Genomic DNA, 25,723 nt, shown 5'->3' on the forward strand with positions numbered 1-25,723 from the left:
GTCCTTGGCACCCCTTGCCGCTGTGCGGCAAGGGGGCAAGCCTTCAACTTAGAGGGACTTGGTCGAGAAATACCAGTCCTTCATGGCATAACCCTCGCCTTTGCGCTTGGCAATGGCTTCGGGGGTTTTGGGTGGTGGCACGATCACGTCGCAACCGGGCGTCCAGCCCTCGGGGGTGGCGATCTTGTGGGCATCGCTGGTCTGCATGGCTTGCAACAAACGCACAAACTCTTCGATCGAGCGGCCGTTGCTCATGGGGTAGTACACCATGGCGCGCAGCTTGCCTTCGGGGTCAATGAAGAAGGTGGCACGCACGGCTTGGGTATCTGCAGCGCCGGGGTGGATCATGCCGTAGGCTTGGGCCACTTCCATCTTGATGTCGTCGATGATGGGGAAGGGAATCTCCACACCAAAGTTGTTCTGAATGCTTTGCATCCAGGCCAAGTGCGAGTAGATGCTGTCGATCGACAAGCCGAGCAATTCGCAGTTCATGCTCTTGAACAACTCGGCACGCTTGGCAAAACCGATGAATTCGGTGGTGCACACAGGCGTGAAGTCGGCAGGGTGCGAGAACAAGATGAGCCACTTGCCTTTGTAATCGGCGAGGCTTCGGGGGCCGTGGGTGGTGTTGGCGCTGAAGGCGGGAGCGGCTTCGTTGATGAGGGGCATGGACATGGCGGGTTTCCTTTGAGGTTGACTATCGGTTTTCGAAATCGAGAGATTTATTCAATCGACAGGGTCAACTGTACATACCCCTGAAGGTATTGGGCATGAGTTATCGCAATGAATGGCATAGTGACAATTGCGGTCGTGAAATCGACAAAATTGATCCATCGCAATCCCTCAAGGTCTTATCCATGCTTGGCCCAAAACCACAGGCCTCAATGCTTGGCTGGCCCTGCGGCTTTGGCCGCCGCATCAAAACCGCCCTTGGCCTGCCACTCTGCCATGCCGCCTTGCAAGATACGCACGTTCTCCCAGCCTGCGACCCGCAGGGCAAAACCGGCCTGGGCCGACAGCGACCCGGTGTTGCAATAAATGAGCACAGGCTTGTTTTTGGGGATGGTGTTGCGCTTGGCCAGCACCTGTCGCCAGTCCATGTTGACCGCGCCAGGAATGTGCCCCTTGGCAAATTGCGCCGGGTCACGCGCATCGATCACCACCATCTTGGGCCACTCTGCTTTGGGAATTTGCTCGGCAAAAATCACCCCGCCGCCGTAGTCCACAAACTCCAGATAGGCCTCCATCTCGTCGGTGGCAATGGCCTTGTTGTCGGCGTGGGCCGCTGGGGCCAGCAGCAAGCTGCCAGCGGTAGCGGCAGTCAGAGCGAGGATGCGAAAGCGCATGGGTGTCTCCACTTCGTCAGGTAATATCAGTCAAAACGAATATTGTCGCCGAACGGTGGCAAGACCGCCAACAAACGCCTCGGCGCACATGTCCAGAGACAAAAACTTCATCGCGCTGTTGCTCACGCTGGCTTTGCATGCAGCCGTTTGGCTGCTGGCCAGTGGCTACCCGTTCCAACACGGCAGCCCACCGCAAGCGCCGCAAGCCGTTGAAAAAATCGTCTTTTTGGAACTGATCCCGCCGCCGCGCCAGCCACAGCCTGAACCGCCATCAGCGCAACCCTCAACACCCATCACTGCACCCGTCACGGTGCCCCCGCCCGACACTGCCTTGCCGGCTCCGACCCCAGCGCCCTCACCCGATCGCCCCCGCGCCAGCCTGGCCGCGCCCCCGCCACCCACCGCCGAAGAATGGGCTTTTGCCGCGAACTACACGAACAAAAACAGCAAGGGCTACCGCTACAGCTGGGGCCAGCAAGTGCGCAGCATGATGGGCACCGCTGTTGAGGGCCCCGTCCAGGGCGTGGTGCGCTTTCGCATCGAGATCGCCCCTGATGGCCGCTTGACGCAAGTGCAAACGCTGTGGACCACCTCGGCCAAGGCCGAACAACTCGCCCGCCAAGCCATTCAAAACATGCCGCCGCTGCCGCCCACCCCCACGGGCCAACCGTTGATTTTTGACAAGACGATTTCGTTTTCACCTTTTGCAAACGACGGGCCGCCCATTTACAGAGACGACTGCCTGCCCGAGCCGCCCGTGTTCCGAAACCCTTTTGCTTGGGACGGCAAATCGCCCCAAGTGGTGGCGGCCCCCACACCGACCGCCCCACTGGACCCGCAAGCGCTGGCCGACTGCCTGCGCCAGCTGCCCAAAGACAGCGTCGAAGCCGAAAGCGCCAGCGACCAAAGGCTGATGGACCAATGGGGTTCGAGCAAAACAGGGCGCTGAGCGCTTCGCGCAAAAGGGCCCTGTCGCCACACGACCTCAGTCGTCGTCGCCCAGCTCGGCATCCCAGCCCATGCCTTTGGCGCGCTGCAGGGCCTCGTCGTGGATGCGGGCGTGTTTGGCCGCCAGCTCAGGCGGCAAGCGGCTGGGCAGCTGACCGTAAGGTTCCCAAGCGGTGTGCACCGCTTCAAACAGGTTTTGCAACTCGCCCGCGTGTTTGCCGGCAAAGCCATCGCCTTCGGGCAACAAACCAAACACCCAAGCGTCGCGGATGATGCGCCCGGTCATGCTCATGCCGTGGTGTTCTTCGTGGTCGATGCCGGCGTAGGTTTGCTGGCGGCTGTGGATCATGCTCATGGGGGTGTCCTGGTTAACGGGTCAGTCCAGCATACAGGACGGGGAGTTTTTCGGGCAGGCGCTCGACCTTGTCGACCACCAGGTAATGGCGTTCGCCAAAAATGCGGCTGACGTATTGGTCGGCGCGGGGGTCCAAGCTCATGCAATAGGTGGTCACACCGTTTCGAGCGGCCGCCTCGACGGCTTTTTTGGTGTCGTGGCGCAGGTACTGCGGGTCGCGCACATCCACATCGGCGGGCTCGCCGTCGGTGATGACGAGCAAGAGTTTTTTGCTGCTGCGCTGGGCTTTGAGCGCGGCCGTGGCGTGCCGAATAGCCGCACCCATGCGGGTGGACAACTGACCTTGCATGCCCGCCAAACGGGCCTTGGCAAACTCATCGTAGGGCTGATCAAAATCTTTGAAGCGCCAGTAGTTCACATCGTGGCGGCCGTCTGAGCAAAAACCGTGGATCGCAAACGGGTCGCCCACCTTTTGAATCGCATCGGCCAGCAAAGCACAGGCCGAGCGGGTCAGGTCCAACACGGTGTGCTCTTGACCCGCCACCTTGTCGTTCGTGGAGTGCGACAGGTCAAGCAAGACCAGCACCGAGATGTCGCGGGTTTTGCGCACGCTGCGCATCATGATGCGCGGGTCGGGCTGACGGCCCATGCGCATCTCGATCACCGAAGCCAGCGCAGCGTTGAGGTCGATCTCGTCGCCATCTTCGAGCTTGCGGATGCGCTGCACCCCTTGGGGCTGCATGGCATCCAAAATGAATTTCATGCGGCCGATCAATCGGCGGTGCTCGCTCAAGATGCCATCGATCAGCGTCGGGTCGCCCGCTTTGGGCCGACGCTCTTGCACCGTGGCCCAAGCGGGACGCTCGAGCTGGATCATGTGGTCCCACTCGGCGTAATGCACGGGCGGCAGCACCGGGTCGCGACCTTCGCTGTCGTTGAAGGACACGCCCAGGTCTTCATAAGGGAACAACTCGGTGCCCAGCACCCAGACCTCTTGCGCGTCGTCGCCCGCACCCTCCACTTCCAGCTCGTTGACGAATTCCATCAGGTTGACTTGCTTGCGCACCTGTTGAGGCGGCTCGTAACCCGCGGCGACCGAACGCTCAAAGTCGTAGCCATCAAAGGCCCAAAAGTAACGGTTGTCGTCGCGGTAGACGGCCGCCTGGCCATCGGTTCGGGGGGCGAAGGCGGGGCCTTGGGTGAGCTCGCGGTAGCTGTGTGCCAACTGCACACCCATGGCCCACGATTCGCTGTTGTCGTGGGGCTGTGCCAGCAGGCGTGGCATGGCTTCGGCCATCAAGGCACGGCCTTGGGCAATCCAAGGGTGATCGTCGTCATACGTGGGGTCGATCCACGCCCGCGCCATGCGGGCCAACCAGTCCCCCGCTGTGGTTTGCTGCGTGGCGGGGGTGGTGTGCAACTGCGCCCACAAAGGCCGCATGCCGGGAAAACGCGCCACCGCCAAGGCTTCCACCCGCGCGTCTTCGGCCAAGGCCACCATGGCCATCTGCCACGGGTTGAGCGATTCGGCCGAGATCGCTTGGCGTGTGAACACCACATGGGCTGCGGCGTGGGCGCAAGCCGCGCGATAAAGCTGGGTGGCGTCCACCAGCCCATCATTGCCCTGCACGGCGTCCAAGGCGTCGGGCAAGTGGATGAAATAGTCCTCGATGAAGGGGCGCAAGCCTTCCCGGTTTTCAAAGTCACCGGCGGTGGGGCGCATGAAAAAGTCGCGGCCCCACAAGGCACGCAGGTACATGTTGATGCGCCGCTGCACATCGACCAACAAAGTACCTTTGCGCTCTTGTTGCAGCATGGCCAAAGACTCTTTGGACTGCAAACCGAAATAAGCGATTTGGGCCTCGTACTCTGTGCGGTGGGCTTGTGCACCCCAGGTGGCCCAGCGGCGCAAGCCCCCCAAAGTCAGCTGGCCCAACAGCGCATCGAGCTGCCCCAACATGGGCCGCAAACCGCGCGGGGCTTGCGCCACCAAAGTATTGAGAAACTGCAGGTACTGCATGAACAGCGCCGCGTCAGCCAATCGCTTGGCCGCGGTCGGTGCGGTGGCCAGCACCAACTCGATCACCGCACCCGAGGTTTTGGACGCCAAGACCAAGGCAGTGGTGGCCAATTCGCCGACCACATCCTCGCCAATTTCTTTGGCCACTTGCGGTGCGCCTTCGATCCAAGCGTTGACCAAGGCATGGCCACGGCCCAAACCGCGCAAGGCCGCAGCACCTTTGACGTAGTTGTCGAGCCCGCGGGCAGAAAACACCTTGGTGGCCTCGGGCCAGGTGTGTGTGAGCCTATCCACCGAAGCCGGGTCGAGTTGCTCGACCCACTCGGCGTGGTCTTGAAGCTGCACCGACATGGGGGTGCCTGCGTCAGAAGAACGTGGAAACAGCGGCGTCCAAGGCGTCGCGCATGTCGGGGTCGTCCGTGATCGGGCGCACCAAGGCCACACGGCAAGCGGCTTGTGCCGCCACGCCTTGGGCGATCAGGCTGCCCGCGTAAATCAACATGCGGGTGGAAATGCCTTCATCCAGACCATGGCCTTTGAGGTTGCGCGCCCGCTCGGCAATGCCCACCAGCTTGGCGGCCACGTCGGCGCTGACACCGGTTTCGTGCGCGACGATTTCGGTTTCGATGTCGTGTTCGGGGTAGTTGAAGTCCAGCGCACCAAAACGTTGTTTGGTCGACTGCTTGAGGTCTTTCATCAGGCTTTGGTAGCCAGGGTTGTACGAGATAACGATCTGAAAATCGGGGTGGGCTTGCACCAGCTCGCCCTTCTTTTCCAAGGGCAAAACACGGCGGTTGTCGGTCAAGGGGTGGATGACCACGGTGGTGTCTTGACGCGCCTCGACGACTTCATCGAGGTAACAAATCGCACCATGGCGGGCGGCCACGGCCAAAGGACCGTCTTGCCAGCGGGTGCCGTTGGCGTCCAACAAGAAGCGGCCCACCAGGTCGCTGGCGGTCATGTCCTCGTTGCAGGCCACGGTGATCAGGGGCTTGTTCAGCTTCCAGGCCATGTGCTCGACAAAGCGGGTTTTGCCGCAGCCGGTGGGGCCTTTGAGCATCATGGGCATGCGCACCGAGTAGGCGGCTTCGAACAGCTCGACCTCGTCGGCCACAGGGCGGTAATAAGGTTCTTGGGCGACGCGGTAGGCGTCCAATGCTTCGCTCATGTTGGTCTCCACAGGTCAGGGCTGACAGTGCCCGATGCCATTCAATGGCAAGGCGCGCTTGTTTCAGCGGCACCTTGACATTGAACCCTGCACCACGGATGGCGGTGCAGGCTCCAAAGGGGGGACTTACACGGTTTTTCCGCGGAAGATCACCATCGACGCGCCTTGCGACTGCGTGAAGTTGTTGTAGCCGATCAAACGGATGTGGTTGTCCGGGTTGGCTTGGCGGCAGGCTTCGCATTCGGCCAGCACCTTGTCCACGTCGGTTTCACCGAACATGGGCAGCTTCCACATGTACCAGTAGGAGTCCATCAGGTACTGGGGTTCGGTGTGTTCGATGGCGGGGTTCAGGCCTTTTTTGACCAGGTATTCCACCTGTTTGCGGATCTCTTCCTTGGTCATCGCGGGCAGGTAAGAGAAGGTCTCGAACTTGCGGCTGGCCGGATCGGACAAGCGGGAGTTGTAGTCTTGCATGCTCATGGTGTGTGTCCTTGACTGTGTTTCGGGGGTTACTTGTGGGCGATGTCGAGCTTGTCGACGGTGTCGAATTCGAACTTGATCTCTTTCCAGGTTTCCATGGCGATCTTCAGTTCGGGCGAGTGCTTGGCGGCATCGCTCAGCACAGCCTTGCCTTCTTTTTCAACAGCCACGCCTTCGTTGCGTGCTTTGACGCAAGCTTCCAAGGCCACACGGTTGGCGGCAGCGCCGGCGGCGTTGCCCCAAGGGTGACCCAAAGTGCCACCGCCAAACTGCAAGACCGAGTCGTCACCAAAGATGTTGACCAGTGCGGGCATGTGCCAGACGTGGATACCACCAGAGGCCACGGGCAAGACGCCGGGCATGGAGCCGAAGTCTTGGTCGAAGAAGATGCCGCGGCTGCGGTCTTCCTTGATGAAGTCGTCGCGCATGATGTCGATCCAGCCCAAGGTGGAGGCGCGGTCGCCTTCGAGCTTGCCCACCACGGTGCCGGAGTGCAGGTGGTCACCACCCGACAAGCGCAGCACTTTGGTCAGTACGCGGAAGTGGATGCCGTGGTGCGGGTTGCGGTCGAGCACGGCGTGCATGGCGCGGTGGATGTGCAGCAGCATGCCGTTGTCACGGCACCAGTTGGCCAAGCCGGTGTTGGCGGTCAGACCCCCGGTGAGGTAGTCGTGCATGATGATCGGCGAGCCGATTTCTTTCGCGTACTCGGCGCGCTTGTACATCTCTTCGGGCGTGGGCGCGGTCACGTTGAGGTAGTGGCCTTTGCGCTCACCGGTTTCGCGCTCGGCTTTTTCAATGGCCTCTTGCACGAAGTCAAAGCGCTGACGCCACCGCATGAAGGGCTGCGAGTTGACGTTCTCGTCGTCTTTGGTGAAGTCCAAACCACCGCGCAGGCATTCGTACACGGCGCGGCCGTAGTTCTTGCCCGACAGACCCAGCTTGGGCTTGATGGTGCAACCCAAGAGGGGGCGGCCGTATTTGTTCATGATGTCGCGCTCGACCTGGATGCCGTGGGGTGGGCCGCCGCAGGTCTTGACGTAGGCGATAGGGAAGCGGATGTCTTCCAGGCGCAGAGCGCGCAAAGCCTTGAAGCCGAACACGTTACCGACCAAAGAGGTCAACACGTTGACGACCGAGCCCTCTTCGAACAGGTCGATGGGGTAGGCCACAAAGGCGTAAAAACAGGTGTCGTCACCGGGTACGTCTTCGATGGCGTAGGCGCGGCCTTTGTAGTAGTCCAGGTCGGTGAGCAAGTCGGTCCACACCGTGGTCCAAGTGCCGGTCGACGATTCAGCCGCCACCGCAGCGGCCAGTTCCTCGCGGTCCACACCGGCTTGGGGCGTGATCTTGAAACAGGCCAGGATGTCGGTGTCCTTGGGCGTGTAATGGGGTTCCCAGTAAGTGCTGCGGTATTCCTTGACACCGGCGTTGTAGGTTTTGGTGGCCATGCGTTGTGCTCCTGTTGAAAGTTGAATGTCTGGCGGATGGGCCCAAAGTGACCGAGGCTTTGCGGGGGGCAAGTGGGACCGTGGTGCTCTGAACTGATGCGAATTTTTAGACAGACTGACAATAAGTAAAAGTAAAATGTTTAGACCATCATCATTTACTTTAATAAAACAATGAACCTGAGACACGCCACCTTGCACCAGCTGCGGATTTTTCAGGCCGTGGCCGAACACAACAGCTTTGCCCGAGCGGCCGAAGCTTTGCACCTCTCACCCCCGACCTTGTCGCTACAGGTCAAGCAACTGGCTGAAACCGTGGGGCAGCCTTTGTTTGAGCAATTGGGCAAAAAGATTTTCCTGACGGCCGCAGGCAAGATCCTGGCCGAGGCCTGTCAGGACATCGCCCGGCGCATGGACCTGCTCAGCGACGACCTGGCCGCGCTGCAAGGCGTGGAGCGCGGCAGCCTGAAAATTGCCATCCTCACCACCGTGAAGTACACCGTGCCCAAACTGCTGGGCGGTTTTTGCGCAGCACACCCCGGCATCGACGTGGCCATGGTGGTGGGCAACCGCGAAAACCTGCTGCAGCGCCTGTCGCAAAACCAGGACGACCTCTACATCATGGGCCAACCACCTGAGCACATGGACGTGTTTTGTGAAGCCTTTGCCGACAACCCCTTGGTCATGGTGGCACCGCCCACCCACCCGCTGGCGGGCAAACGCCGCATCCGCCCCGAGCGGCTGCGCCACGAGCCCTTCATCATGCGCGAGCCAGGTTCGGGCACGCGCTTGACCATGGAGCGTTTTTTCAGTGAACACGGCGTGACGCCCATCAACCGGCTGGAGCTGGGCAGCAACGAGGCGATCAAAAAAACCGTCTCTGGCGGCCTGGGGCTGGCCGTGTTGTCGGCCTCCACACTCGACGCCGAATTGGCCCTGGGCGAGCTGGTTCAGCTCGACGTCGTGGGCTTTCCCCTCATCCGGCGCTGGCACCTGGTCTACCCCCGGGGCAAGCGCCAGTCGCCAGCGGCCCTGGCCTTCAAGGCCTGGTTGTTTGAGCACCGTCCATAATTTGCACTTGCCCTGCCCCGCTTGATCCAGGACCTGCCCGATGAAAAACGCCACCTTTCGCCAACTTCGCGTGTTCAACGAGGTGGCCCGTCACCTGAGCTTTGTGCGTGCCGCCGAAAACCTGCACCTGACCCCGCCCGCCGTGACCATGCAGGTCAAGGAACTCGAAGGCCATGTGGGCATGCCCCTGTTTGACCGGCGCGGCAAGCAAGTGAGTCTGACCACCACGGGCGAGTACATGCTGGTTTATGCCCGCAAAATTTTGGCCACCGTGAAAGATGCCGAAGACGCCGCGGCCCGTTTGCAGCGGGCCGAGACCGGGGTGCTGACGATTGGCTTTGTCAGCACAGCCAAGTATTTCTTGATGCGCTTGCTGGCCGAGTTTCGCATCCTGCACCCGGGTGTGGACATCCAGATCTCGATCGGCAACCGCGACCAACTCGTCAGCATGCTGCAAAACAGCGAGGTCGACATCGCCGTGATGGGCCGCCCCCCCAAAGAGCTGCAAACCCGGGCCGAGCCCTTTGCGGCGCACCCGCATGTGTTTGTCTCGGCCGTGGACCACCCACTGGCCCAGCGCGACCACCTGCGTGTGGAGGACCTGCGCCCCTATGACTTCATCGTGCGCGAAAAAGGCGCGGGCACCCGCGCCGCCATGGAAAAGTTCTTTGAAGACACACACGTCGAGCCGCGCATGAAGATCCAGTTGAACAGCAACGAGATCATCAAGCAGGCCGTGATGGCGGGGCTGGGCTTGGGCTTTTTGTCGCTGCATACCATTGGCCTGGAGCTGGAGCACAAGCTGATCTGCATGCTCGATGTGGAAGGCGCACCCGTGGTGCGCTCATGGAACGTGGTGCACACCCAATCCAAAATGCTCTCGCCTGCGGCCGAGGCGTTTCGCTACTTCATGCTCGAAGAAGCCGAAAGCCACCTGGCGCAGCGCTTTGGCATGCACTGGCCCAAGGCCACCTGAACGCTTGGCGTCTTCAGCGCTTGCGCATCGCCAGCACGGGCCACAGCAGCACCGCTGCCGCCACGCCCACACCAGCGGCCATGCCCAGCAAAGCGGCCCAGTCCACCCAATAGCCCATGTCAGACAGTGTGGACTGGGACAAGGACGGCAAAGCCAGCATCGCCGCCAGCGACACCAGCACCGCCACAGCCGCCAGAGCGGAGCCGCTGACCTGCGCCAGCTTTTGGCGGTTGACCGCCATGACCGCCGCCCACACCAGTGCCAAAGGCAACAGCGCGGGCCAGAGGCCCAAGGCGATTTCGTAAGCGATGTTCATCGCCAGCCAGATTTCATACATGTGCGTCTCCTGATGTTGTGAATGGGCTTCAAACCCGGCCCTTGAGCGTCGCCATGTAGGCAGGCTTGAGCAGCCGGTATTTCATCAGCCACGCAAAGTAGCCCGCCTGCAGCGGCTCGATCATGGGAAGCGATGGCGTGAGATTACCCGCATAGTCGAACTCGATCAGCATGGCCGAGCCTTCTTTCACGATCAGCGGGCACGAGGTGTAGCCATCGAACTTCTGGCCGGGCGTGCGGCCCGCGATCACGTCCACCACATGCTCGGCCACAATGGGTGCGCTCTTTTTGACGGTGGCCGCCGTCTTGCCACGCGGCGTGCCGTTCACATCGCCCACGCCAAACACATTGGGGTAGCGGCGGTGTTGCAGGGTGTCTTTGTCCACCTCCAGCCAGCCGCCTGCAGCAAAGGGGCCATCTTTCCAGGCCAGGTCGGAATTCTTGACCGCATCGGGCGCACGCATGGGCGGCACCACATGGATGAAGTCGTAAGGCACCTCGGTGCTTGCGCCTTCGGGCGAGACAAAACGCGCCCGCTGCGCACCGATGTCGATGCCCTGCAGCTTTTGCGTGGCCTCGACCGCGATGCCCAGATCTTTCCAGCGCGCGAGCACGTTGTCATTCACCACCTTGACGCCAAACACATTGCCCAGCGCCGAGTAAAACGTGACTTTGGATTGGCCCAGCGTGCCCGACTGCGCCAAGCGGTCGCGCAGCATGAAGGTCATCTTCAGCGGGGCGCCCGCGCACTTGAGCGGCGTGGCGGGCAGCGTCAGCACCGCATTGCCACCCTTGAGCCGAAACGCGTCCATGCTGGCCCAGGTGGCCTGCGCCGCCTCGGGGCTGGGATACACGCTGGTCAGCCCCTTTTGGCCAATGGCGTTCACATCCATGCCCTCGATCAGCGACCAATCTTGGTGCGTGCCCATGGCCACCACCAAGTAGTCGTACTTGACGCGCTGGCCCGAAGACGTGACCACCGCATTGCTGGCCGGGTCCAGTTCGCTGACCATGTCCTTGATCCAATTGAGCTGCGGCGGGTGAAAGTCGGCATTGCGGTCGCGCACCTTGCTCACCGGCCACACACCCGTGGCCACCAGGGTGTAACCGGGTTGGTAGTTGTGTTCTTCCTTGCGGTCGATCAGGGTGATCTTGGCCCCGTCGAGCAGGGTATGGAGCCGGTTGGCCACAGCAATGCCGCCCAGGCCACCGCCCAAAATCACGATGTGCGCCTGTGTTTTGGTTTTGGCCGCCTGGGCAGCCGGTGCGGCGCTGGCCAAAACGGCAGCGCCTGCCGAGCCCAGCAACCACTGGCGGCGTCTCAGCGCTGGGGTTGAAGCGCAGGTGGGGGTTGGGGTGGGATTCTTTGCCATGGTGTCTCCTCTTGCAGAGAAGGCATCTTGGCAGCTTGAAAAGCAAACGACTTGAGGCAAATCAATTTTGAGTCAGAAGCAACGTGTCTGCGCTCGAACTCAGCTGCTGAAAAGTTCTGAGTGCGTTCCGGAGCGCACAAAATTGATGGTGTTGGCCTCGATCTGGTGGATCAACAAAAAACACCTCCAATGTGGCACTCCCTGTGATCGGCCCAATCCCCTTTTAATGGGTGATCCAGCCATTCAGGGCCAAGAGGGGCATCGTTGGCAATCAGCAGCATCATGGCCTCTTTGAGCCGCACCAAATCGAAACGCCCGGAATGCGACAAGCGTTGCCAATCCTTCAGAAACGCTTTGGTGTAATCGGCGGCACGCGGTGGTGCCGCACGTTTACTTGCCGCTGTTTTTGTCAAGATCAGCAAACAGTTCGTCAGCACAAGCAAAGCGTGCGCGACGTGCTGACATCATGTCACGCGACTCTTGCATGGCTGCAAGGGTTTCGGCGTTAGGCACCTTGAGTTCAAGCGGGAAAGCCTGCTCAACGACCACTCGGTGCAAAAACAGACGCACCGCATCTGACACAGACAGACCCATTGCCGTCAAGGCCTGCGTTGCTTGCTCTTTGATGTCATCGTCCACCCGGATGTGGAGCATGGAAGTGTGTGTTGGCATGGCGGTTGCTCCTGGATTTTGCCCCATTATGTATCTCATTTGAGATCCAGTCAAGCCTGCATGGCCATGACAGCCTCCAGCCTTCGGCCCTATCAGTCGACATTGACACGCCGTCAACCCACTCAGCGTATCAACAGCAACTCGTTCGTAATTTCATAACTCCGGCCCTGTTTGTCGCAGGGCTTCAGCGCGCCGTCGCGCACCAAGCTGCTGATCTCGCGGCTGACGGTTTCGAGTTGGATGTCGAGCATGGCGCCCATGTCGTCGCGCGCAAAAAACGAGGTGATGCTGGGTTGGTCGGGGTCGCGCATTTTCAGGGCCAAGGCGGCCACGCGTTGGCGGGCCGATCCGAAGTTCAGGTCGGCCAGCCAGTCGTCGGCGTCTTTCAGGGCGTGCTGCCACTTTTGCATCAGGCGTTTGTGCAGACGGGGTGAATTGGCCGCAAGGTGGTGCAGCACCGCCAGAGGAATGCGGCAAACCTGGGCCTCGACCAAGGCGATGGCTTCGCTGTCGTAGCGGGCGGTCGCCAGGGCTTCGAGGCCGATCACATCGCCCGGGCGCAGCACGCGCACGATGCGTTCGCGGCCATCGGCTGTGGTGCGTACCAGTTTGACCATGCCTTTGCGCAGCGTGAACACGCCCACGGCGCTTTGGCCTTCGGTGTACAGCGCCGTGTCAGGCGCAAACACCATGTCGTCGATGGGGGTGTGGATTTCGCCAAAGTCCTGTTCGTTCAGGTCGGCAAAAAGCACCATGTCGCGGATGCCGCAGCTGCGGCAGTCCGAGGTGCCTTTCCAGGCCGAGTCAATCTTGATGGGGATCATGCTTTTGAATCTAGCATGCGCACCATGCCGCCAGCTGACGCCTCAGCTTTACAGCGCCTTGCGACCTTGCGCCATGCGCTCGTCCAGGTAAGGGCCATAAAAGTCGGGCAGGTAGGCCCCTTCCATGCGCTCGGCCACTTCTTTGCCGCCGGGCCCAAAAAACAGCAGCGTGGGCGTGATGGATACTTTCCACTGACGTGTGAGTTGATCGTGGGTGGTGAGCTTGCCCAAAAAGTCGAGCACGGGTTGGTTGTTGCGCATGTCCACCTGCACGATGGTGGTGCCTGCACGCGCCATGGGCGAGAGGTGGCTTTGCCGGGCCTGACGGCAAAACACACAACCGTCCAAGCTGACCATGACGATCAAGGGCTGCTTGTTTTTGAGGGCGCGGGCGAGTTCGTCGGGCAGCGATTGGGCAGCGGGCAAGGTGGCATCGCGGCCCGATTGGGCCCAAACGGGGGTGGCCGCAAACGATACCCCCACCCGTAAAAGCCAGTCACGACGGCGCAGATCAGACGAGGAAAACATAGTCAGGTTGAAAGCCTTGAATTGCGGACCGTGGACAATAGCGGGTTTTGCGAGGCGTGCTGACGCATCGCCAGACGCCGCATTTTTAATATAAGAAACCAATGAATTATTGGAGAAATCCGTGAATCTCGCAAGCTTGCTCGAAACCTGGGGAGACTCCAATGTACTGGCCATGGCAGGTGCATTGGTGGGCTTCATCTTTGGCCTGGCGGCTCAGCGCACCCGGTTTTGTGCACGGGCAGCCGTGGTGGAGTGTTGCGAGGGAAAAACAGGTGACCGTTTCAGCGTGTGGTGGCTGGCTTTTGGGGCGGCGCTGGTGGGCGTGCAGGCGCTGGTCTTGCTGGGATGGCTGCAGCCTTCGACCTCGCGTTACATCGGTTCGCTGGGCAGCATTTCCGGCGCCATTTTGGGTGGGCTGCTGTTCGGGGCCGGCATGATTTTGACGCGCGGCTGCGCCAGCCGTTTGCTGATTTTGTCGGCCAATGGCAATTTGCGCGCCCTGCTCGCGGGCCTGGTGTTTGCTGTCACGGTGCAAGCCAGCATTGCCGGATGGCTTGCACCTGCACGCCAGGCCTTGGCCAGCTGGTGGCCCATCGACGGCGGAGCAGGACGTGATTTTCTACAGCTGTCGGGCATCGGCCCCACGGGTGGGCTGGTGTTGGCGCTTTTGGCTTTGGGTACCGGGTTTTACTTTTTCTTCAAGACGCACCAGCGCCGCTGGGGCTTGGCTTTGGGGGCCATCGCTGTGGGCCTGAGCATCGCGCTGGGCTGGGGCCTGACGCAGGCGATTGCCTCGCAGTCGTTTGAAGCGGTGCAGATTCAGGGGCTGAGCTTCAGCAGCGCGTCGGCCGAGATGCTGATGCGGGTGCTGTCCAGCGCCACATCACCCAGCCTGGGCTTTGATGCGGGTTTGCTGCCCGCCACCTTTTTGGGGTCTTTGCTGGGCGCTCTGGTTGGGCGCGACTTCAAGTTCGAGGGCTTCAAGACCGAAAACAAGTTGGGCCATTACCTGATCGGCGCGGTGCTCATGGGTTTTGGCGCGGTGTTGGCGGGCGGCTGCACGGTGGGCGCGGGCATGACCGGAGGCTCGGTGTTCTCGCTCACAGCCTGGCTGACCCTGATCGCGATCTGGTTGGGCGCAGGTCTGGCCTGGCGCATCAACCGCAGCATGGGCTGGCCGATCTGAACGCTTGATCCGCGTCAATTGCGCACTACCGGTTAAGGCGTACATTTCATATCAGCAATCACTGATATGAATGGAGAGAACCATGTCGATGGCGCAATGGTTGGAAACCTATGGACAAGGCACCGTGCTGGCTGCGGGAGGGGGCCTGCTGGGTTTGTCTTTTGGATTTTTAGCGCAGCGCTCTCGCTTTTGCCTGCGGGCGGCGGTCATCGAGTTTTGGCACCGCCGGTTTGGCGAAAAGCTTTCGGTGTGGCTGCTGGCTTTTGCCTCGGCCGTCATTGGCGTGCAGTTGATGGTGTTGATGGGTTGGCTGGACACAGGCAGTGCGCGCCAAATTTCGGCCAAGGGCAGCATCTCGGGGGCTTTGATCGGTGGCTTGTTGTTTGGCGTGGGCATGGTCATGACGCGGGGTTGCGCCAGCCGTTTGCTGGTGCTGTCGGCCAATGGCAATTTACGCGCCTTGCTATCGGGTCTGATTTTTGCGGTCACGGCCCAAGCGGCTTTGGGCGGCGCTTTGTCACCGCTGCGCACGCACATCAGCAGTTGGTGGACCGTTGAGGGGGGGGCGCCACGCGACTTGTTGGCCCTGACGGGCATGAACCACTGGGCGGGTTTGGCCATGGGTGGCGTCTGGTTGGCTGCTGCCTTGTTTTTTGCCCTGCGCAGCCCGCAGCGCAATGTGTGGATGTGGCTGGGCGGCATTGGCACAGGTTTGTCCGTGGCGGGCGCATGGGGCTTTAGCCAATGGGTGGCCGCTGAGTCTTTTGACCCGGTGCAGATTCAGGGTCTGACGTTCAGCGGCCCTTCGGCCGAGTGGCTGATGCGGGTGATGCACTGGCCGGCCCCGGCTGTGGGCTTTGACTTTGGCCTGATGCCGGGGGTGTTTATCGGTTCCTTGATCGGAGCACTGGTGGGCCGCGACTGGAAGCTGGAGGGTTTTTCAGACGGTTACAGCATGCGCCGCTACATCGGTGGCGCGATCTTGATGGGCTTTGGCTCCATGCTGGCAGGCGGCTGTGCCGTGGGCGCGGGCGTGACGGGTGGGGCCATTTTTGCGCTGACCGCTTGGCTGAGTTTGGTGGGCATGTGGACAGGCGCGGGCCTGACGGACCGCTGGCTGGACGGTGGCGCTTCGGCCAAACCGACCAGCCTGCCCGCCGAGGGTTTCAAGCGGCCATAAGTTGGCGCTTGGGCGCAGAGCAAGCGCCCATCGCACACAGGATGGGCGCTTGTACAAAGCTCGCTTATTTACCGCTCAGATATTCCGCCACAGCGGCCATTTCCAAAGGTGACATTTTGCTGGCAATCGCGTGCATCACAGCGTTGTCGTTGGTGCGCTCACGCTGATTGAACTGTTTGAGCTGAGTTTCGGTATAGCCCGAATACTGCCCGGCCAGACGCGGCAATGACGTGGTGCCTTTGGCCTCGGCACCGTGACAGCTGGCGCACGAGGCCAGGCCGCTGAACTTATTACCGTTGTGATAAATGTATTTGCCGACAGCCGCCAAGCCAGCATCTTTGGCGGGCTCTGTAGCCGCTGTTTGCTTTTCAAAGAACTTGCCCAGCGCCACCATTTCATCGGGGGTGAGCTTGGCCACCATGTCGGCCATGGCGGTGCTCTTGCGTTTGCCGGATTTGAAGTTCTCGAGTTGCTTGGCGGTGTATTCCCAGTGCTGGCCCGCTAAGCGCGGGAAGACTTCGCTGGACGATTCGCCCTCGGCACCATGGCACACAAAACAGGAGCCGCCCACGATCTTCTTGGCGCGGGCCTCATCGGCCTGGGCCATGGCCGATGGCGACAACCAGGCTGCGCAGAGCAACAAAACGGCAGGGGCCAAACGGCCAAGGGTAAAGCGTGTGTTCATGATCCACCTCGACATCGAACGCATGGGAGAAAAATTTCAGAAAAATTTGCCGTAAAAAAACGCCGCGAGTCGGGTGACTGCGGCGTTTTGGGCAAGCGCCATCAAGCCAGTGTGTCGGCCCAGATGTTGCGGGCCCAGGCGTGGGCATAGCGGCCTTCGAGCTCGTTGGCTGCGCTCGACACGCCACCCGAGCCGGGAACGGTCAGCATGGTCTTCTTCTCGGCGTCGTACTTGTGCACGCTGGCGACGTGGACCACATCTTCCGAGCTGACAAAGCTGTAGCAGGTGTTGTTGTAAATGGGCATGGGGTTGACTTGTTTGCCCATCAACAAGGCCACCACAGCAGCGGCGCAGGTTTTGCCATGCTGGTTGGCCATGTGGCCAGATTTGGGCATACCCGGCGCGATCTGGATCGAGTCACCCAAAACGTGCACGTTTTTAGCCGCCTTGGATTCAAAGGTGAGGAAGTCCACTTCGCACCAGCGCTTGTTGGCGGTGGCCAGACCAGCGTTGACGGCGATGTCGCCGGCACGCATATTGGGGATGACGTTGAGCACGTTAGCCTTGATGTCGTCGTTGAACTCGAACTTCAAAGTGTTGGTGGCGGCGTCCACATCGGTCACACGATGCTTACCACGGTACTCAACGATGCCTTTGTAGCGCTCGGCCCAGGCTTTTTTGAACAGCGGACCTTTGGAGGTCACGTCGTCGTTGGCGTCCAAAATCAGCACCTTGCTCTTGGGCTTGGCTTTGCTGAAGTACTCGGCCACCTGGCAGGCACGCTCGTAGGGGCCGGGAGGGCAGCGGTAGGGGGCCAGCGGGATGGACATGGCGAAGACGCCGCCGTCCGGCATGGCTTCGAGTTGTTTGCGAAGGGTGACAGTTTGTGCGCCAGCTTTCCAGGCGTGCATGACTTTGTCCTTGGCATCCCCCTTGTTCATACCAGGCAAGGTTTCCCACATGAAGTCGATACCAGCAGAGACGATCAGGCGGTCATAGGCCAACTCGGTACCACCAGCCAGCTTCACGATGCGCTTGTCAGCATCGATGCTGTTAACGCGGTCCTTGACCACCTTCACGCCATGACGCTTGGTCAGGTTGTCATACGGGGTGGTGATGTCGGCGATGGTCTTGCTGCCACCGATCACCAAGTTGGAGATGGGGCAAGAAATGAAGGCATCGTTGGGCTCGACCAGTGTGACTTGGATTTTGTGCTCAGACCACATGCGCAGGTATTTGGCGGCCGTGGCGCCGGAATAGCCCCCACCAATGACCACCACCTTGGGGCCGCTGCCGCCACCCACGGTGGCACAGCCCGAAACCAGTCCCATGGCACCCAAAGCGGAGCCAGTCTGCAAAAAATGACGACGTTGCATGGCGGTTTTCCTTATTTCTTTTGTGCAGCAAAGTAGCCTGCGATGGCGACGATTTGCTCGTCAGAATAGCCCTTGGCGAGCTGATGCATGATCGTGGCAGGCTTGCGGCCAGCCTTGAAGTCGAGCATTTTCTTGACCATGTCATCTTTATTGGCACCGGCCAAAGACTCCATGCCTGGCTGGGCACGGCCATCGGTGCCGTGGCAAGCCGCGCACGATGCGGCCCAGCTGCGCACATGCAGCGGATCGACCTGGGCTTGGGCCAGGCCAGACAAGGCGACCAGGGCGGCCGCTGTCAAAGCGTGTTGAATCTTCATGGGAAAAATCCTCGTAAAAAATAGACGGGGCGAATGAAACGTTTCGTGCCGATCAGGGGCGCAAATATACAAATTTTTCGTTGGCCTGCAGCTTGGCCACTTCGGCCACGCCAGAAGGCACCACTTTGGCTTCCATCAACAATTTGTTGGCAGAGATTTTGCGCGACACCAGGGTGTTGTTGCACACACGAAATTCCACGCCCTTGTTGACCAGGTCGCTCACGCCGCCGGCAAAAGGCTGGTCCATCTGGTTGGTGGCACCGTCGAGCAAAAAATCAATGCCCAGACCATGGGTGACGACCACAATTTTGGCGGTCGGGTCGGCAGCCAGGTGGTTGCGGATGTTGCCGATGGCCCGTGATGCCTGGGGGATGCCTTCGCTCAGGTGGTACACCACCTTGACCTCGGCCCAGCTCAGGGTACAGGCCAGCAGACCGGACATCAACAACAGATGTTTCTTCATTCGTTTCTCCTTAAGTATGGATATTAGTCGCATCAAGGCCAAATCCATGCCCGTGAAAACCCGACTTGAAACTGACGCCGATCTTTCAATCGCTTTCGCTGGCGATCTGCACGCACACCGCTCGGCAGAGGGTGACCACGCGGTCGTTGATGATGCGGTAATAAATTTGTACACCTTCTCGGCGCTTGCCCAGCACGCCCGCTTGGTAGAGGGTGTTCAGGTGCTGCGACATGTTGGGTTGGGTGGTGTCGATCTCGGCGAGCAGCTCACCCACGTTCTTTTCGCCATTGCAAAGGGCACTGATGATGCGCAAGCGCATGGGGGCCGACATGACGCGAAAGACCTCGGCGGCTTTTTCAAAAACCTCTTCCGATTCGGTCAGGACGTTGTCTTCTACTGGTGCTGTTTTGGCCATGGTGTCTTTTCTTCGAATGTCTCAAATACCGCACGATTGTCCTGCCAAAGGCCACGGGATCGGGCCGATGCGAAAGCAGCAGACCGGCGCGCGGCGACCTTGAAAGCCTGTAGCTTTGGCATTGTGGCCAATATTGGCAGGCTTTCCAACCAATGATTTGTTCTTTGCTTATACAAAAATAAAGATAAGCGGCCCAGTGCGCCAAGGGCTCAGGTTTTGGGCAGCGTCACGCCCACTTGGCCTTGGTATTTACCGCCCCGGTCCTTGTAACTGGTTTCGCAGACGTCGTCTTTGTCACTCTCGAAAAACAGCACTTGGGCGCAGCCTTCGCCAGCATAAATTTTGGCAGGCAGCGGCGTGGTGTTGCTGAACTCAAGCGTCACATAACCTTCCCATTCAGGCTCGAAAGGGGTGACATTGACGATGATGCCGCAACGGGCATAAGTGCTTTTGCCCAAACAAATGGTCAGCACATTGCGCGGAATCCGGAAATACTCCATGGTGCGGGCCAACGCGAAACTGTTGGGCGGGATGATGCAGACATCGCTGTGGATGTCCACAAAGCTGCGCTCATCGAAGTTTTTGGGGTCGACCACGGTGCTGTAAATGTTGGTGAACACCTTGAATTCAGGGGCGCAACGGATGTCGTAGCCATAACTGCTGGTGCCGTAGCTGACGATTTTTTGACCCGTCGCGTCCTGGCGGATCTGGCCCGGCTCAAACGGGGAAATCATGCCGTGCTCTTGCGCCATGCGGCGGATCCATTTGTCGCTCTTGATGCTCATGGTGTGCCCTTGTTGAATTGGGCTATTTTAGGGGCTGACCCGGGCTTGGGTGCCCGGGCTTGCCGCTTGCAAGAAGCTCAACGGCCGACGCGCCCCAACACGCCCTGCACCAAGTAGTTCATGTTCAGGATCTGGGGGTCGCTCAGGGCCTGTCCTGCGGGCAACACCAGCTTGCCCTCGTTGTCGGTGATCGGGCCGGCAAACAGCAGCAGCTTGCCAGTGCCCAGGGCTTTTTGCTTGGCCACAATCTCGTCTTGCACGGCCTTGGGCACCTTGGGGCCAAAGTCGCCGACGCGAATCATGCCGTCCTTCACGCCGCCCCACACGCTGCCGCTTTTCCAGCTGCCGGCCAATGCCGCCTTAACACGGGCGGTGTAGTAGTCGCCCCACTGGTGGGTCACGGCAATGATCTGCGCATCAGGCCCGATTTTGCGCATGTCGGAGTGGTAAGCCACGGCCATCTTGCCGCGCTCTTGCGCCGCGGCCATCACGGCAGTCGATCCGGTGTGGAATGCGATCACATCCACATCCTGGTTGAACAAGGCCATGGCCGCTTCGCGCTCTTTCGGTGGATCAAACCAGGCGTTGAGCCAGACCACCTTGACGGTGGCTTTTGGGTTGACCGAGCGCATGCCCAAGGTGAAGGCGTTGATGCCTTGCAGCACCTCGGGGATCGGGAAACCCGCCACATAACCGGCCACATTCGTTTGGGTCATGCGGCCCGCGGCGATGCCCGCAAGGTATCGGCCCTCGTAATAACGGGCGTTCGATGCGGCCACGTTGGGGGCAGTTTTGAAGCCGGTGACCGACTCGAACTTCACATTCGGAAACTCTTTGGCCACCTTGAGCGTGGGCTCCATGTAGCCAAAGCTGGGGGTGAAGATAATTTGATTGCCCTGTTGGGCCAAGTCACGAATCACGCGCTCGGCATCAGCGCCCTCTGCCACATCGGCCACAAACGTGGTTTTGACCTGATGGCCCAAAGCCCGCTCGACCGCCTTGCGGCCCTCGTCGTGCTGACGCGTCCAGCCCGCTTCGGTGATGGGCGAGACATAGACAAAACCAGCCTTGATGGACTCGGTGGATTTGGCAGGCGCTTGATGGGGAGTTTGCGCCTGAATGGCGGATAAGAAAAAGCAGGCGGCCACAAGCGTGACAGCGAGGTTTTTATACATGGTAGTCCTCTACATGGCCCCGGTGATACACAAAACAAAGCCCGCCGAGACAGCGGGCTTCATTCACAATTTTAACCACCGCGCGGGCAAGTTCAGTCCTGTTCAGAAAACCCCTGAAAACACGCTTTCAATTCATGCAACCACCGGTGCTTGTCCGCCTCGGGCGCAAAGCTCGCTTCGATGCTGTTGGCGGCCAGTTTGTAGGCTTGTTGGGTGTTCAGGTGCAAAGCAGCAAAAGTCTGCAGGTAGTTGTCGTTCAAGTAACCGCCAAAGTAGGCCGGGTCGTCCGAGTTGATGGTCACGCACAGACCGGCGTCCAGCATCTGCCCCAGGTTGTGATCGGCCAGACTTTTGAACACGCACAGCTTGAGGTTGGACAGCGGGCAGACCGTGAGCGGCATCTGGCTGTCGGCCAGACGCTGCATCAACGCGGCGTCGTGGATGGCCTGCACACCGTGATCGATGCGCTCGACCTGCAGCACGTCCAAAGCGCTCCAGATGTAGGCGGGCGGGCCTTCTTCGCCCGCGTGGGCCACGCAGTGCAAGCCCAGCTCGCGGGCGCGGGCAAACACACGGACAAATTTTTCGGGCGGGTGGCCCAGCTCGCTCGAATCCAGGCCCACGCCGATGAAGTGCTCACGCCAGGGCATGGCTTCTTCCAGCGTGGCCAGTGCTTCGTCTTCAGACAGGTGCCGCAAAAAGCACAAGATCAGATCGGCACTGATGTTCAACTGGGTTTGCGCATCGCGGCAAGCGCGGCTCAGGCCTTCGATGACCGCGCCCATGGCCACGCCGCGGGACGTGTGGGTTTGCGGATCAAAAAACAGCTCGGCCCGCACTACATGATCGGCCTTAGCTTTTTCAAAATAAGCCCAGGCCATGTCGTAAAAATCCTGCTCGTGCAGCAGCACGCTGGCACCGGCGTAATAGAGGTCCAGAAAGCTTTGCAGGTTGGTGAAGGCATAGGCGCTGCGCAAGGCGGCCACATCGGCATAAGGCAGTTGCACCCCATTGCGCTTGGCCAGCGCAAAGATCAACTCGGGCTCCAAAGAGCCTTCGATGTGGATGTGCAGCTCGGCTTTGGGCATGATCCGCAGCAACTTGGGCAAACGCGAAGCGGAAACCGCGTGGACTTTGAACATGCTCATTCCTCCTTGAAAAACGCTGCCCGAATCAGGGCTTCGTCCAGTTGGTCAAACGTGGTGTTGTGCCGATCGGTCAAAGGCCCGTAGCCGGGCATCACCTGACCCGACGGCCCGTAACCCACAGCCTTGAACTTCCACTGGCCTTGGATCCACTTGAAGTTGCCCACATGCAGGCCGGCGGGGTTGTGCAGGGCGCAGATGCCGTTGTTGACCGAGGTACGCAAAATTGAATTCATGCCTTATTTTGCATGCACCGCCGGATCCAAAACACTGGGCCGAAAGTGTCAGTGCAGGGTGACCACTGAAAAGCCCTGTCAGCAGCAAAGCCTGTTGTGTTTTGTCGCCCAAATTACAGCGCATTCCAGTCTTTGTGCAAGTATCAGGTGTTATCCCTCTTTGAAATCTGCACAACCTCACTGGAGTTCCAATGACCCGCATGACCAAGCCCCTGCTAGCTCTTATGTCTAGCCTGTTATTGGCTTTTGCCTCACCGCTGATGGCGCAGACTTTTCCCAGCAAACCCATCCGCATCATCGTGCCGTTTCCACCGGGTGGTGGGAACGATGTGATTGCGCGGGTGGTGGCGCAAAAACTCAACGAACGCTTGGGCCAGCAGGTGGTGATCGACAACCGGGCTGGTGCCAATGGCATTGTGGGTCTGCAGGCCTTAATGCAAGCGCCGGCGGACGGCTACACCCTGGCTGTGGCCGCCGCTGGGCCCATGGCCGTGAACCCCAGCCTCTACGAAAAACTGCCTTATGACCCTTTGAAGGATTTCGCCCCCATCACCAACATGGTGAACTTTCCACTGTTGCTGGTCACGCACCCCTCGGTTCCAGCCAAAACAACGCTGGAGTTGATCAACCTGGCCAAATCCAAGCCCAAACAGTTGTTCTTTGCATCCCCCGGAAGCGGCAACTCGGGCCACTTGGCAGGCGAGTTGTTCAACGCGATGGCCAGCGTGCAAACGGTGCATGTGCCCTACAAAGGTCAAGGTCCGGCCTTGACCGATTTGCTGGCTGGACAAGTTCAAATGCTCTACAGCAGCATCCCCTCCGTCATCAACCAGGTGAAATCGGGCCAGCTCAAAGCGATTGCCGTGGGCAGCGCCAAGCGGGTGCCTTCGCTGGCCGACATCCCCACAATTTCAGAAAGCGGCTTGCCCGGCTATGAAGCCTATTCGTGGGTCGGCATCGTGGCACCGGCCAAGACACCGAGAGACATCGTAATGCGGCTGAACCGTGAAATTGTGGACATTCTCAAGTTGCCCGATGTGGCCGAAAAATTGAACCAGCAAGGCGCCTTGCCAGTGGGTGACACGCCCGAGCAATTTGCCAGCTACATCAAGGACGAAATCGCCAAATGGGGCGCTGTCGTGCGCTCGGCCAACATCAAAGCAGATTGAAAATCCAATGAAAAAATCTACCAACAAGAAGCCCAGCACTCAACCCCCATCCGAGGGCTACAAAGCAGGCTTGGCCATGCGCAAAAAAGTGCTGGGTGATGACTACGTCGAGCGCTCATTTGCCAACGCCGATGACCTGAATATGCCATTTCAGGAACTGGCCACCGAGTTCGCCTGGGGCAAAGTTTGGACCCGCCCGGGCCTGACCCTGAAAGAGCGCAGCCTGGCCACGCTGTCGATGTGCATCGCCTTGAATCGACCCGCCGAGATCAAGATTCATCTGCGCGGCGCTGTGCGCAATGGCGTGTCGCGCGAAGAATTGCGCGAGCTGATTTTGCACTCCTTCCTTTACTGCGGTGGTCCTGCGGCTCTGGACGCCTACAAGGCGGTGCGCGACGAGTTGCCCTTGATCGAAGCAGCGGAAAAAGAAGCTAAGAAACTGGCACGCCCTGCCAAGACCAAAGCTGTCAAAAGTCCTGTGGAAAACCCAATCAAAGCCAAAGCCAAAACCCAATCAACGGCCAAAGCCAAGATCAAGACTTGACCGGTTTTTTGCCCCGGCCCTTGGCAGGCGCAATGCCCGCCATGGCCGACAGGACCTCGGCAGTCGACGCCGTGTCTTCCATCGCCAGTCCCAAGGCCATGGCGCTGGTGTAGACGGCGGCGCAGGTCGAGAACAACGGGGTCGGACAGTCCACCGACTTGGCCATGTCGCCAATCACCTGCATGTCTTTTTGCCAAACCTCGACCTTCATGGTTGGTGGGCTGTACTGACGCTCCAGCATCATGGGCATGCGCAGCCGCATGACCCCCGTGCCCAGCACCGGGCTATTGCCAAAGAGATCAAGAACGTCTTGGGGATTCAGCCCCATTTTGCGGGCCAGCGTCACCGATTCAGCATAGGCCACGTTGTAAATGGCCACCAGATGGTTGGCCGCAAACTTCATTTTGGTGCCATTGCCGTAAGGCCCCACAAAGGATACTTTGTCGGTGAACACCTGCAGCACGGGCAAGACTTTGCGGTAGGCCGTTTCCTTGCCACTGACAAAAAACGTCCAAGCTCGCTCTTTGATGCGCACTGCCGTGCCGCTGATGGGTGCATCCAAGGCGGTGATGCCCAACTTGCCCAAGGCTTGGGCGCAAGCATCTTTGTCCGCCATGGGCAAGGTGCTGGTCTCGATGAAGATAGGCTTGTGAGCCCATTGCGCCTTGGGGATAGAAGCGATCGATTCGGTCACCTGGGCCAGCGCCTTCGAGGTCGACAAAGACACGATCACCACATCCGATCGACCCGCCACCTCGGCCGCACTGCTCAGGCACACCCCACCTGCACGCTTGAGGCGGGCTTGGGCTTTGGCATCGATGTCGCAGCCGCAAACCGCATAGCCCTGTTTCAGCAAAGCCTCGGCCATGGTGCCTCCCATGATGCCCAGACCCACAATGCCCACGCGAGGCAAAGCCGCCTTGGTTTTTCCGGACGCGGCCATGGGCTTAACCCGCCACCAGGCCAGCAGCCTTTATGCCGGCGATGCAGATCAGCTCATCCTCATCGCCTGTGCCGCCACTGGCCCCGGCAGAACCCAGGATATGGCCGGCAGAGTCCTTGATGAGAACGGCACCGGGTTGAGGCAAAAACTTGCCCTCAGCGGTAGCGGCCAAGGCGACAAAAAAGTTCGGGTTGTCCTTGGCCCGCTCGGCCAGCGCACGGCTCGACGAACCCATGCCCACGGCGCCCCAGGCCTTGCCGCGCGCGATGTCGAAGCGGAACATGCTGGCACCGTCTTCACGCGAAAAAGCCACCAACTGCCCCGAGGCATCGAGCACCACGATGCCCATGGGTTTGTAATTGGCAGCCCGAGCGGCCTGGATGGCACCTTGCAAAATTTGATGGGCTTGGTTCAAAGTCAGAGCGTTCACAAAAAAATTCCCGATAGAAATAAAAGATGGATTCAGACTATCAGAATCACATGCCAAGCCTGTCTTTTGCTTGACAAAGGTCCGACGCAAAGTGTCATCGCGCAGCGCCTTCAGGCTCTGAGCACCCAG

The 25,723-nt window shown here is 59.9% G+C and carries 30 protein-coding genes and 1 pseudogene; 7 read left to right on the forward strand and 24 right to left on the reverse strand.

Annotation, left to right across the window (positions count from 1 at the left end; all coding sequences use genetic code 11):
- Positions 1-48 precede the first annotated feature (48 nt).
- Positions 49-675: a peroxiredoxin gene (locus tag B9Z49_RS09420; RefSeq protein WP_090140118.1), complete on the reverse strand. Its 627-nt coding sequence runs from the start codon at positions 673-675 to the stop codon at positions 49-51.
- A 206-nt stretch (positions 676-881) separates the two neighbouring features.
- Positions 882-1,346 carry a rhodanese-like domain-containing protein gene (locus tag B9Z49_RS09425; RefSeq protein WP_108353185.1) on the reverse strand — a complete coding sequence of 155 codons (465 nt, stop codon included), beginning with the start codon at positions 1,344-1,346 and terminating at the stop codon, positions 882-884.
- An 88-nt stretch (positions 1,347-1,434) separates the two neighbouring features.
- Here B9Z49_RS09425 and B9Z49_RS09430 point away from each other — a divergent pair, with 88 nt between their 5' ends.
- The gene (locus B9Z49_RS09430; protein WP_108353186.1) at positions 1,435-2,295 is read left to right on the forward strand and encodes an energy transducer TonB; all 861 of its coding nucleotides are present in this window, start codon (positions 1,435-1,437) and stop codon (positions 2,293-2,295) included.
- Between the two features lie 36 nt (positions 2,296-2,331).
- Here B9Z49_RS09430 and B9Z49_RS09435 read toward each other — a convergent pair whose 3' ends face one another.
- From B9Z49_RS09435 to B9Z49_RS09455, 5 genes are all read right to left on the reverse strand, one after another.
- Positions 2,332-2,649: a hypothetical protein gene (locus B9Z49_RS09435; protein ID WP_199225025.1), complete on the reverse strand. Its 318-nt coding sequence runs from the start codon at positions 2,647-2,649 to the stop codon at positions 2,332-2,334.
- Positions 2,650-2,662: 13 nt separating this feature from the next.
- Complete coding sequence (locus B9Z49_RS09440) at positions 2,663-5,020, reverse strand: nitric oxide reductase activation protein NorD (protein WP_108353187.1); 2,358 nt, start codon at positions 5,018-5,020, stop codon at positions 2,663-2,665.
- A 13-nt stretch (positions 5,021-5,033) separates the two neighbouring features.
- On the reverse strand, positions 5,034-5,837 hold the full coding sequence (locus B9Z49_RS09445; RefSeq protein WP_108353246.1) for a CbbQ/NirQ/NorQ/GpvN family protein: 804 nt from the start codon (positions 5,835-5,837) through the stop codon (positions 5,034-5,036).
- A gap of 126 nt (positions 5,838-5,963) precedes the next feature.
- A complete protein-coding gene (locus B9Z49_RS09450; RefSeq protein WP_062402883.1) occupies positions 5,964-6,317 on the reverse strand; it encodes a ribulose bisphosphate carboxylase small subunit in 354 nt (117 codons plus the stop codon).
- Between the two features lie 29 nt (positions 6,318-6,346).
- Entirely contained in the window at positions 6,347-7,768 is a 1,422-nt protein-coding gene (locus B9Z49_RS09455; protein ID WP_089952944.1) for a form I ribulose bisphosphate carboxylase large subunit, read from the reverse strand.
- Positions 7,769-7,939: 171 nt separating this feature from the next.
- On the opposite strand from B9Z49_RS09455, the gene B9Z49_RS09460 reads away from it, so the two are divergent.
- A complete protein-coding gene (locus tag B9Z49_RS09460) occupies positions 7,940-8,836 on the forward strand; it encodes a LysR family transcriptional regulator (RefSeq protein WP_108353188.1) in 897 nt (298 codons plus the stop codon).
- 40 nt (positions 8,837-8,876) lie between these two features.
- A complete protein-coding gene (locus B9Z49_RS09465) occupies positions 8,877-9,812 on the forward strand; it encodes a LysR family transcriptional regulator (protein ID WP_108353189.1) in 936 nt (311 codons plus the stop codon).
- A 13-nt stretch (positions 9,813-9,825) separates the two neighbouring features.
- On the opposite strand, the gene B9Z49_RS09470 is transcribed toward B9Z49_RS09465, so the two are convergent.
- From B9Z49_RS09470 to B9Z49_RS09495, 6 genes and pseudogenes are all read right to left on the reverse strand, one after another.
- On the reverse strand, positions 9,826-10,149 hold the full coding sequence (locus B9Z49_RS09470; protein ID WP_108353190.1) for a hypothetical protein: 324 nt from the start codon (positions 10,147-10,149) through the stop codon (positions 9,826-9,828).
- Between the two features lie 28 nt (positions 10,150-10,177).
- On the reverse strand, positions 10,178-11,521 hold the full coding sequence (locus B9Z49_RS09475; protein ID WP_108353191.1) for an NAD(P)/FAD-dependent oxidoreductase: 1,344 nt from the start codon (positions 11,519-11,521) through the stop codon (positions 10,178-10,180).
- A 99-nt stretch (positions 11,522-11,620) separates the two neighbouring features.
- Positions 11,621-11,940, reverse strand: a pseudogene (locus tag B9Z49_RS09480) (type II toxin-antitoxin system YafQ family toxin).
- Entirely contained in the window at positions 11,912-12,193 is a 282-nt protein-coding gene (locus B9Z49_RS09485) for a type II toxin-antitoxin system RelB/DinJ family antitoxin (RefSeq protein ID WP_233254574.1), read from the reverse strand. The pseudogene B9Z49_RS09480 and the gene B9Z49_RS09485 overlap by 29 nt, the downstream one beginning before the upstream one ends.
- 122 nt (positions 12,194-12,315) lie before the next feature.
- Positions 12,316-13,017: a Crp/Fnr family transcriptional regulator gene (locus B9Z49_RS09490; RefSeq protein ID WP_108353192.1), complete on the reverse strand. Its 702-nt coding sequence runs from the start codon at positions 13,015-13,017 to the stop codon at positions 12,316-12,318.
- Between the two features lie 48 nt (positions 13,018-13,065).
- Positions 13,066-13,545, reverse strand: a complete 480-nt coding sequence (locus B9Z49_RS09495; protein ID WP_233254575.1) for a thioredoxin fold domain-containing protein — start codon at positions 13,543-13,545, stop codon at positions 13,066-13,068.
- Between the two features lie 121 nt (positions 13,546-13,666).
- On the opposite strand from B9Z49_RS09495, the gene B9Z49_RS09500 reads away from it, so the two are divergent.
- Together B9Z49_RS09500 and B9Z49_RS09505 are read left to right on the forward strand one after the other, a co-directional pair.
- Positions 13,667-14,731, forward strand: coding sequence for a YeeE/YedE family protein (locus tag B9Z49_RS09500; protein ID WP_233254576.1), 1,065 nt, complete (start codon positions 13,667-13,669; stop codon positions 14,729-14,731).
- 82 nt (positions 14,732-14,813) lie between these two features.
- Entirely contained in the window at positions 14,814-15,911 is a 1,098-nt protein-coding gene (locus B9Z49_RS09505; RefSeq protein WP_228763310.1) for a YeeE/YedE family protein, read from the forward strand.
- 64 nt (positions 15,912-15,975) lie between these two features.
- Here the strand turns inward: B9Z49_RS09505 and B9Z49_RS09510 are convergent, their stop codons facing one another.
- The 9 genes from B9Z49_RS09510 to B9Z49_RS09550 all read right to left on the reverse strand — a co-directional run bounded on the left by B9Z49_RS09510 (position 15,976) and on the right by B9Z49_RS09550 (position 22,508).
- Positions 15,976-16,596, reverse strand: coding sequence for a cytochrome c (locus tag B9Z49_RS09510; protein ID WP_228763311.1), 621 nt, complete (start codon positions 16,594-16,596; stop codon positions 15,976-15,978).
- Between the two features lie 101 nt (positions 16,597-16,697).
- Positions 16,698-17,972, reverse strand: a complete 1,275-nt coding sequence (locus tag B9Z49_RS09515) for an FCSD flavin-binding domain-containing protein (protein WP_108353193.1) — start codon at positions 17,970-17,972, stop codon at positions 16,698-16,700.
- A gap of 11 nt (positions 17,973-17,983) precedes the next feature.
- A complete protein-coding gene (locus tag B9Z49_RS09520; protein WP_108353194.1) occupies positions 17,984-18,289 on the reverse strand; it encodes a c-type cytochrome in 306 nt (101 codons plus the stop codon).
- A 52-nt stretch (positions 18,290-18,341) separates the two neighbouring features.
- Positions 18,342-18,752 (reverse strand): DsrE family protein, encoded by a 411-nt coding sequence (locus B9Z49_RS09525; RefSeq protein WP_108353195.1) that lies wholly within the window; start codon positions 18,750-18,752, stop codon positions 18,342-18,344.
- A gap of 85 nt (positions 18,753-18,837) precedes the next feature.
- Positions 18,838-19,167 (reverse strand): helix-turn-helix transcriptional regulator, encoded by a 330-nt coding sequence (locus B9Z49_RS09530; RefSeq protein WP_108353196.1) that lies wholly within the window; start codon positions 19,165-19,167, stop codon positions 18,838-18,840.
- Between the two features lie 209 nt (positions 19,168-19,376).
- A complete protein-coding gene (dcd, locus tag B9Z49_RS09535; protein ID WP_108353197.1) occupies positions 19,377-19,952 on the reverse strand; it encodes a dCTP deaminase in 576 nt (191 codons plus the stop codon).
- A gap of 77 nt (positions 19,953-20,029) precedes the next feature.
- Positions 20,030-21,127: a BMP family ABC transporter substrate-binding protein gene (locus tag B9Z49_RS09540; RefSeq protein WP_108353198.1), complete on the reverse strand. Its 1,098-nt coding sequence runs from the start codon at positions 21,125-21,127 to the stop codon at positions 20,030-20,032.
- A 92-nt stretch (positions 21,128-21,219) separates the two neighbouring features.
- The gene (locus B9Z49_RS09545) at positions 21,220-22,269 is read right to left on the reverse strand and encodes an adenosine deaminase (protein WP_108353199.1); all 1,050 of its coding nucleotides are present in this window, start codon (positions 22,267-22,269) and stop codon (positions 21,220-21,222) included.
- Between the two features lie 2 nt (positions 22,270-22,271).
- Positions 22,272-22,508: a hypothetical protein gene (locus B9Z49_RS09550; RefSeq protein ID WP_108353200.1), complete on the reverse strand. Its 237-nt coding sequence runs from the start codon at positions 22,506-22,508 to the stop codon at positions 22,272-22,274.
- Positions 22,509-22,699: 191 nt separating this feature from the next.
- Between B9Z49_RS09550 and B9Z49_RS09555 the strand changes: the two genes are divergently transcribed.
- Positions 22,700-23,677: a tripartite tricarboxylate transporter substrate binding protein gene (locus B9Z49_RS09555; protein ID WP_233254577.1), complete on the forward strand. Its 978-nt coding sequence runs from the start codon at positions 22,700-22,702 to the stop codon at positions 23,675-23,677.
- A gap of 7 nt (positions 23,678-23,684) precedes the next feature.
- Positions 23,685-24,221, forward strand: coding sequence for a carboxymuconolactone decarboxylase family protein (locus tag B9Z49_RS09560; RefSeq protein WP_108353201.1), 537 nt, complete (start codon positions 23,685-23,687; stop codon positions 24,219-24,221).
- On the opposite strand, the gene B9Z49_RS09565 is transcribed toward B9Z49_RS09560, so the two are convergent.
- Together B9Z49_RS09565 and B9Z49_RS09570 are read right to left on the reverse strand one after the other, a co-directional pair.
- Positions 24,211-25,164 (reverse strand): NAD(P)-dependent oxidoreductase, encoded by a 954-nt coding sequence (locus tag B9Z49_RS09565; RefSeq protein ID WP_108353202.1) that lies wholly within the window; start codon positions 25,162-25,164, stop codon positions 24,211-24,213. The two genes, B9Z49_RS09560 and B9Z49_RS09565, sit on opposite strands and share 11 nt — an antisense overlap.
- A 4-nt stretch (positions 25,165-25,168) precedes the next feature.
- Positions 25,169-25,594, reverse strand: coding sequence for a heme-binding protein (locus tag B9Z49_RS09570; RefSeq protein WP_108353203.1), 426 nt, complete (start codon positions 25,592-25,594; stop codon positions 25,169-25,171).
- Between the last annotated feature and the right edge of the window lie 129 nt (positions 25,595-25,723).

The sequence above is a fragment of the Limnohabitans sp. 2KL-51 genome (genome assembly GCF_003063645.1).
GTDB lineage: Bacteria > Pseudomonadota > Gammaproteobacteria > Burkholderiales > Burkholderiaceae_C > Limnohabitans_A.

Excerpts from the sequence above, each read along its gene's own strand:
- B9Z49_RS09420 (WP_090140118.1), bottom strand. The coding sequence starts at position 675 with ATGTCCATGCCCCTCATCAACGAAGCCGCTCCCGCCTTCAGCGCCAAC.
- B9Z49_RS09425 (WP_108353185.1), bottom strand. The coding sequence starts at position 1,346 with ATGCGCTTTCGCATCCTCGCTCTGACTGCCGCTACCGCTGGCAGCTTG.
- B9Z49_RS09430 (WP_108353186.1), top strand. The coding sequence starts at position 1,435 with ATGTCCAGAGACAAAAACTTCATCGCGCTGTTGCTCACGCTGGCTTTG.
- B9Z49_RS09435 (WP_199225025.1), bottom strand. The coding sequence starts at position 2,649 with ATGAGCATGATCCACAGCCGCCAGCAAACCTACGCCGGCATCGACCAC.
- B9Z49_RS09440 (WP_108353187.1), bottom strand. The coding sequence starts at position 5,020 with ATGTCGGTGCAGCTTCAAGACCACGCCGAGTGGGTCGAGCAACTCGAC.
- B9Z49_RS09445 (WP_108353246.1), bottom strand. The coding sequence starts at position 5,837 with ATGAGCGAAGCATTGGACGCCTACCGCGTCGCCCAAGAACCTTATTAC.
- B9Z49_RS09450 (WP_062402883.1), bottom strand. The coding sequence starts at position 6,317 with ATGAGCATGCAAGACTACAACTCCCGCTTGTCCGATCCGGCCAGCCGC.
- B9Z49_RS09455 (WP_089952944.1), bottom strand. The coding sequence starts at position 7,768 with ATGGCCACCAAAACCTACAACGCCGGTGTCAAGGAATACCGCAGCACT.
- B9Z49_RS09460 (WP_108353188.1), top strand. The coding sequence starts at position 7,940 with ATGAACCTGAGACACGCCACCTTGCACCAGCTGCGGATTTTTCAGGCC.
- B9Z49_RS09465 (WP_108353189.1), top strand. The coding sequence starts at position 8,877 with ATGAAAAACGCCACCTTTCGCCAACTTCGCGTGTTCAACGAGGTGGCC.
- B9Z49_RS09470 (WP_108353190.1), bottom strand. The coding sequence starts at position 10,149 with ATGTATGAAATCTGGCTGGCGATGAACATCGCTTACGAAATCGCCTTG.
- B9Z49_RS09475 (WP_108353191.1), bottom strand. The coding sequence starts at position 11,521 with ATGGCAAAGAATCCCACCCCAACCCCCACCTGCGCTTCAACCCCAGCG.
- B9Z49_RS09485 (WP_233254574.1), bottom strand. The coding sequence starts at position 12,193 with ATGCCAACACACACTTCCATGCTCCACATCCGGGTGGACGATGACATC.
- B9Z49_RS09490 (WP_108353192.1), bottom strand. The coding sequence starts at position 13,017 with ATGATCCCCATCAAGATTGACTCGGCCTGGAAAGGCACCTCGGACTGC.
- B9Z49_RS09495 (WP_233254575.1), bottom strand. The coding sequence starts at position 13,545 with ATGTTTTCCTCGTCTGATCTGCGCCGTCGTGACTGGCTTTTACGGGTG.
- B9Z49_RS09505 (WP_228763310.1), top strand. The coding sequence starts at position 14,814 with ATGTCGATGGCGCAATGGTTGGAAACCTATGGACAAGGCACCGTGCTG.
- B9Z49_RS09510 (WP_228763311.1), bottom strand. The coding sequence starts at position 16,596 with ATGAACACACGCTTTACCCTTGGCCGTTTGGCCCCTGCCGTTTTGTTG.
- B9Z49_RS09515 (WP_108353193.1), bottom strand. The coding sequence starts at position 17,972 with ATGCAACGTCGTCATTTTTTGCAGACTGGCTCCGCTTTGGGTGCCATG.
- B9Z49_RS09520 (WP_108353194.1), bottom strand. The coding sequence starts at position 18,289 with ATGAAGATTCAACACGCTTTGACAGCGGCCGCCCTGGTCGCCTTGTCT.
- B9Z49_RS09525 (WP_108353195.1), bottom strand. The coding sequence starts at position 18,752 with ATGAAGAAACATCTGTTGTTGATGTCCGGTCTGCTGGCCTGTACCCTG.
- B9Z49_RS09530 (WP_108353196.1), bottom strand. The coding sequence starts at position 19,167 with ATGGCCAAAACAGCACCAGTAGAAGACAACGTCCTGACCGAATCGGAA.
- dcd (WP_108353197.1), bottom strand. The coding sequence starts at position 19,952 with ATGAGCATCAAGAGCGACAAATGGATCCGCCGCATGGCGCAAGAGCAC.
- B9Z49_RS09540 (WP_108353198.1), bottom strand. The coding sequence starts at position 21,127 with ATGTATAAAAACCTCGCTGTCACGCTTGTGGCCGCCTGCTTTTTCTTA.
- B9Z49_RS09545 (WP_108353199.1), bottom strand. The coding sequence starts at position 22,269 with ATGTTCAAAGTCCACGCGGTTTCCGCTTCGCGTTTGCCCAAGTTGCTG.
- B9Z49_RS09550 (WP_108353200.1), bottom strand. The coding sequence starts at position 22,508 with ATGAATTCAATTTTGCGTACCTCGGTCAACAACGGCATCTGCGCCCTG.
- B9Z49_RS09555 (WP_233254577.1), top strand. The coding sequence starts at position 22,700 with ATGACCCGCATGACCAAGCCCCTGCTAGCTCTTATGTCTAGCCTGTTA.
- B9Z49_RS09560 (WP_108353201.1), top strand. The coding sequence starts at position 23,685 with ATGAAAAAATCTACCAACAAGAAGCCCAGCACTCAACCCCCATCCGAG.
- B9Z49_RS09565 (WP_108353202.1), bottom strand. The coding sequence starts at position 25,164 with ATGGCCGCGTCCGGAAAAACCAAGGCGGCTTTGCCTCGCGTGGGCATT.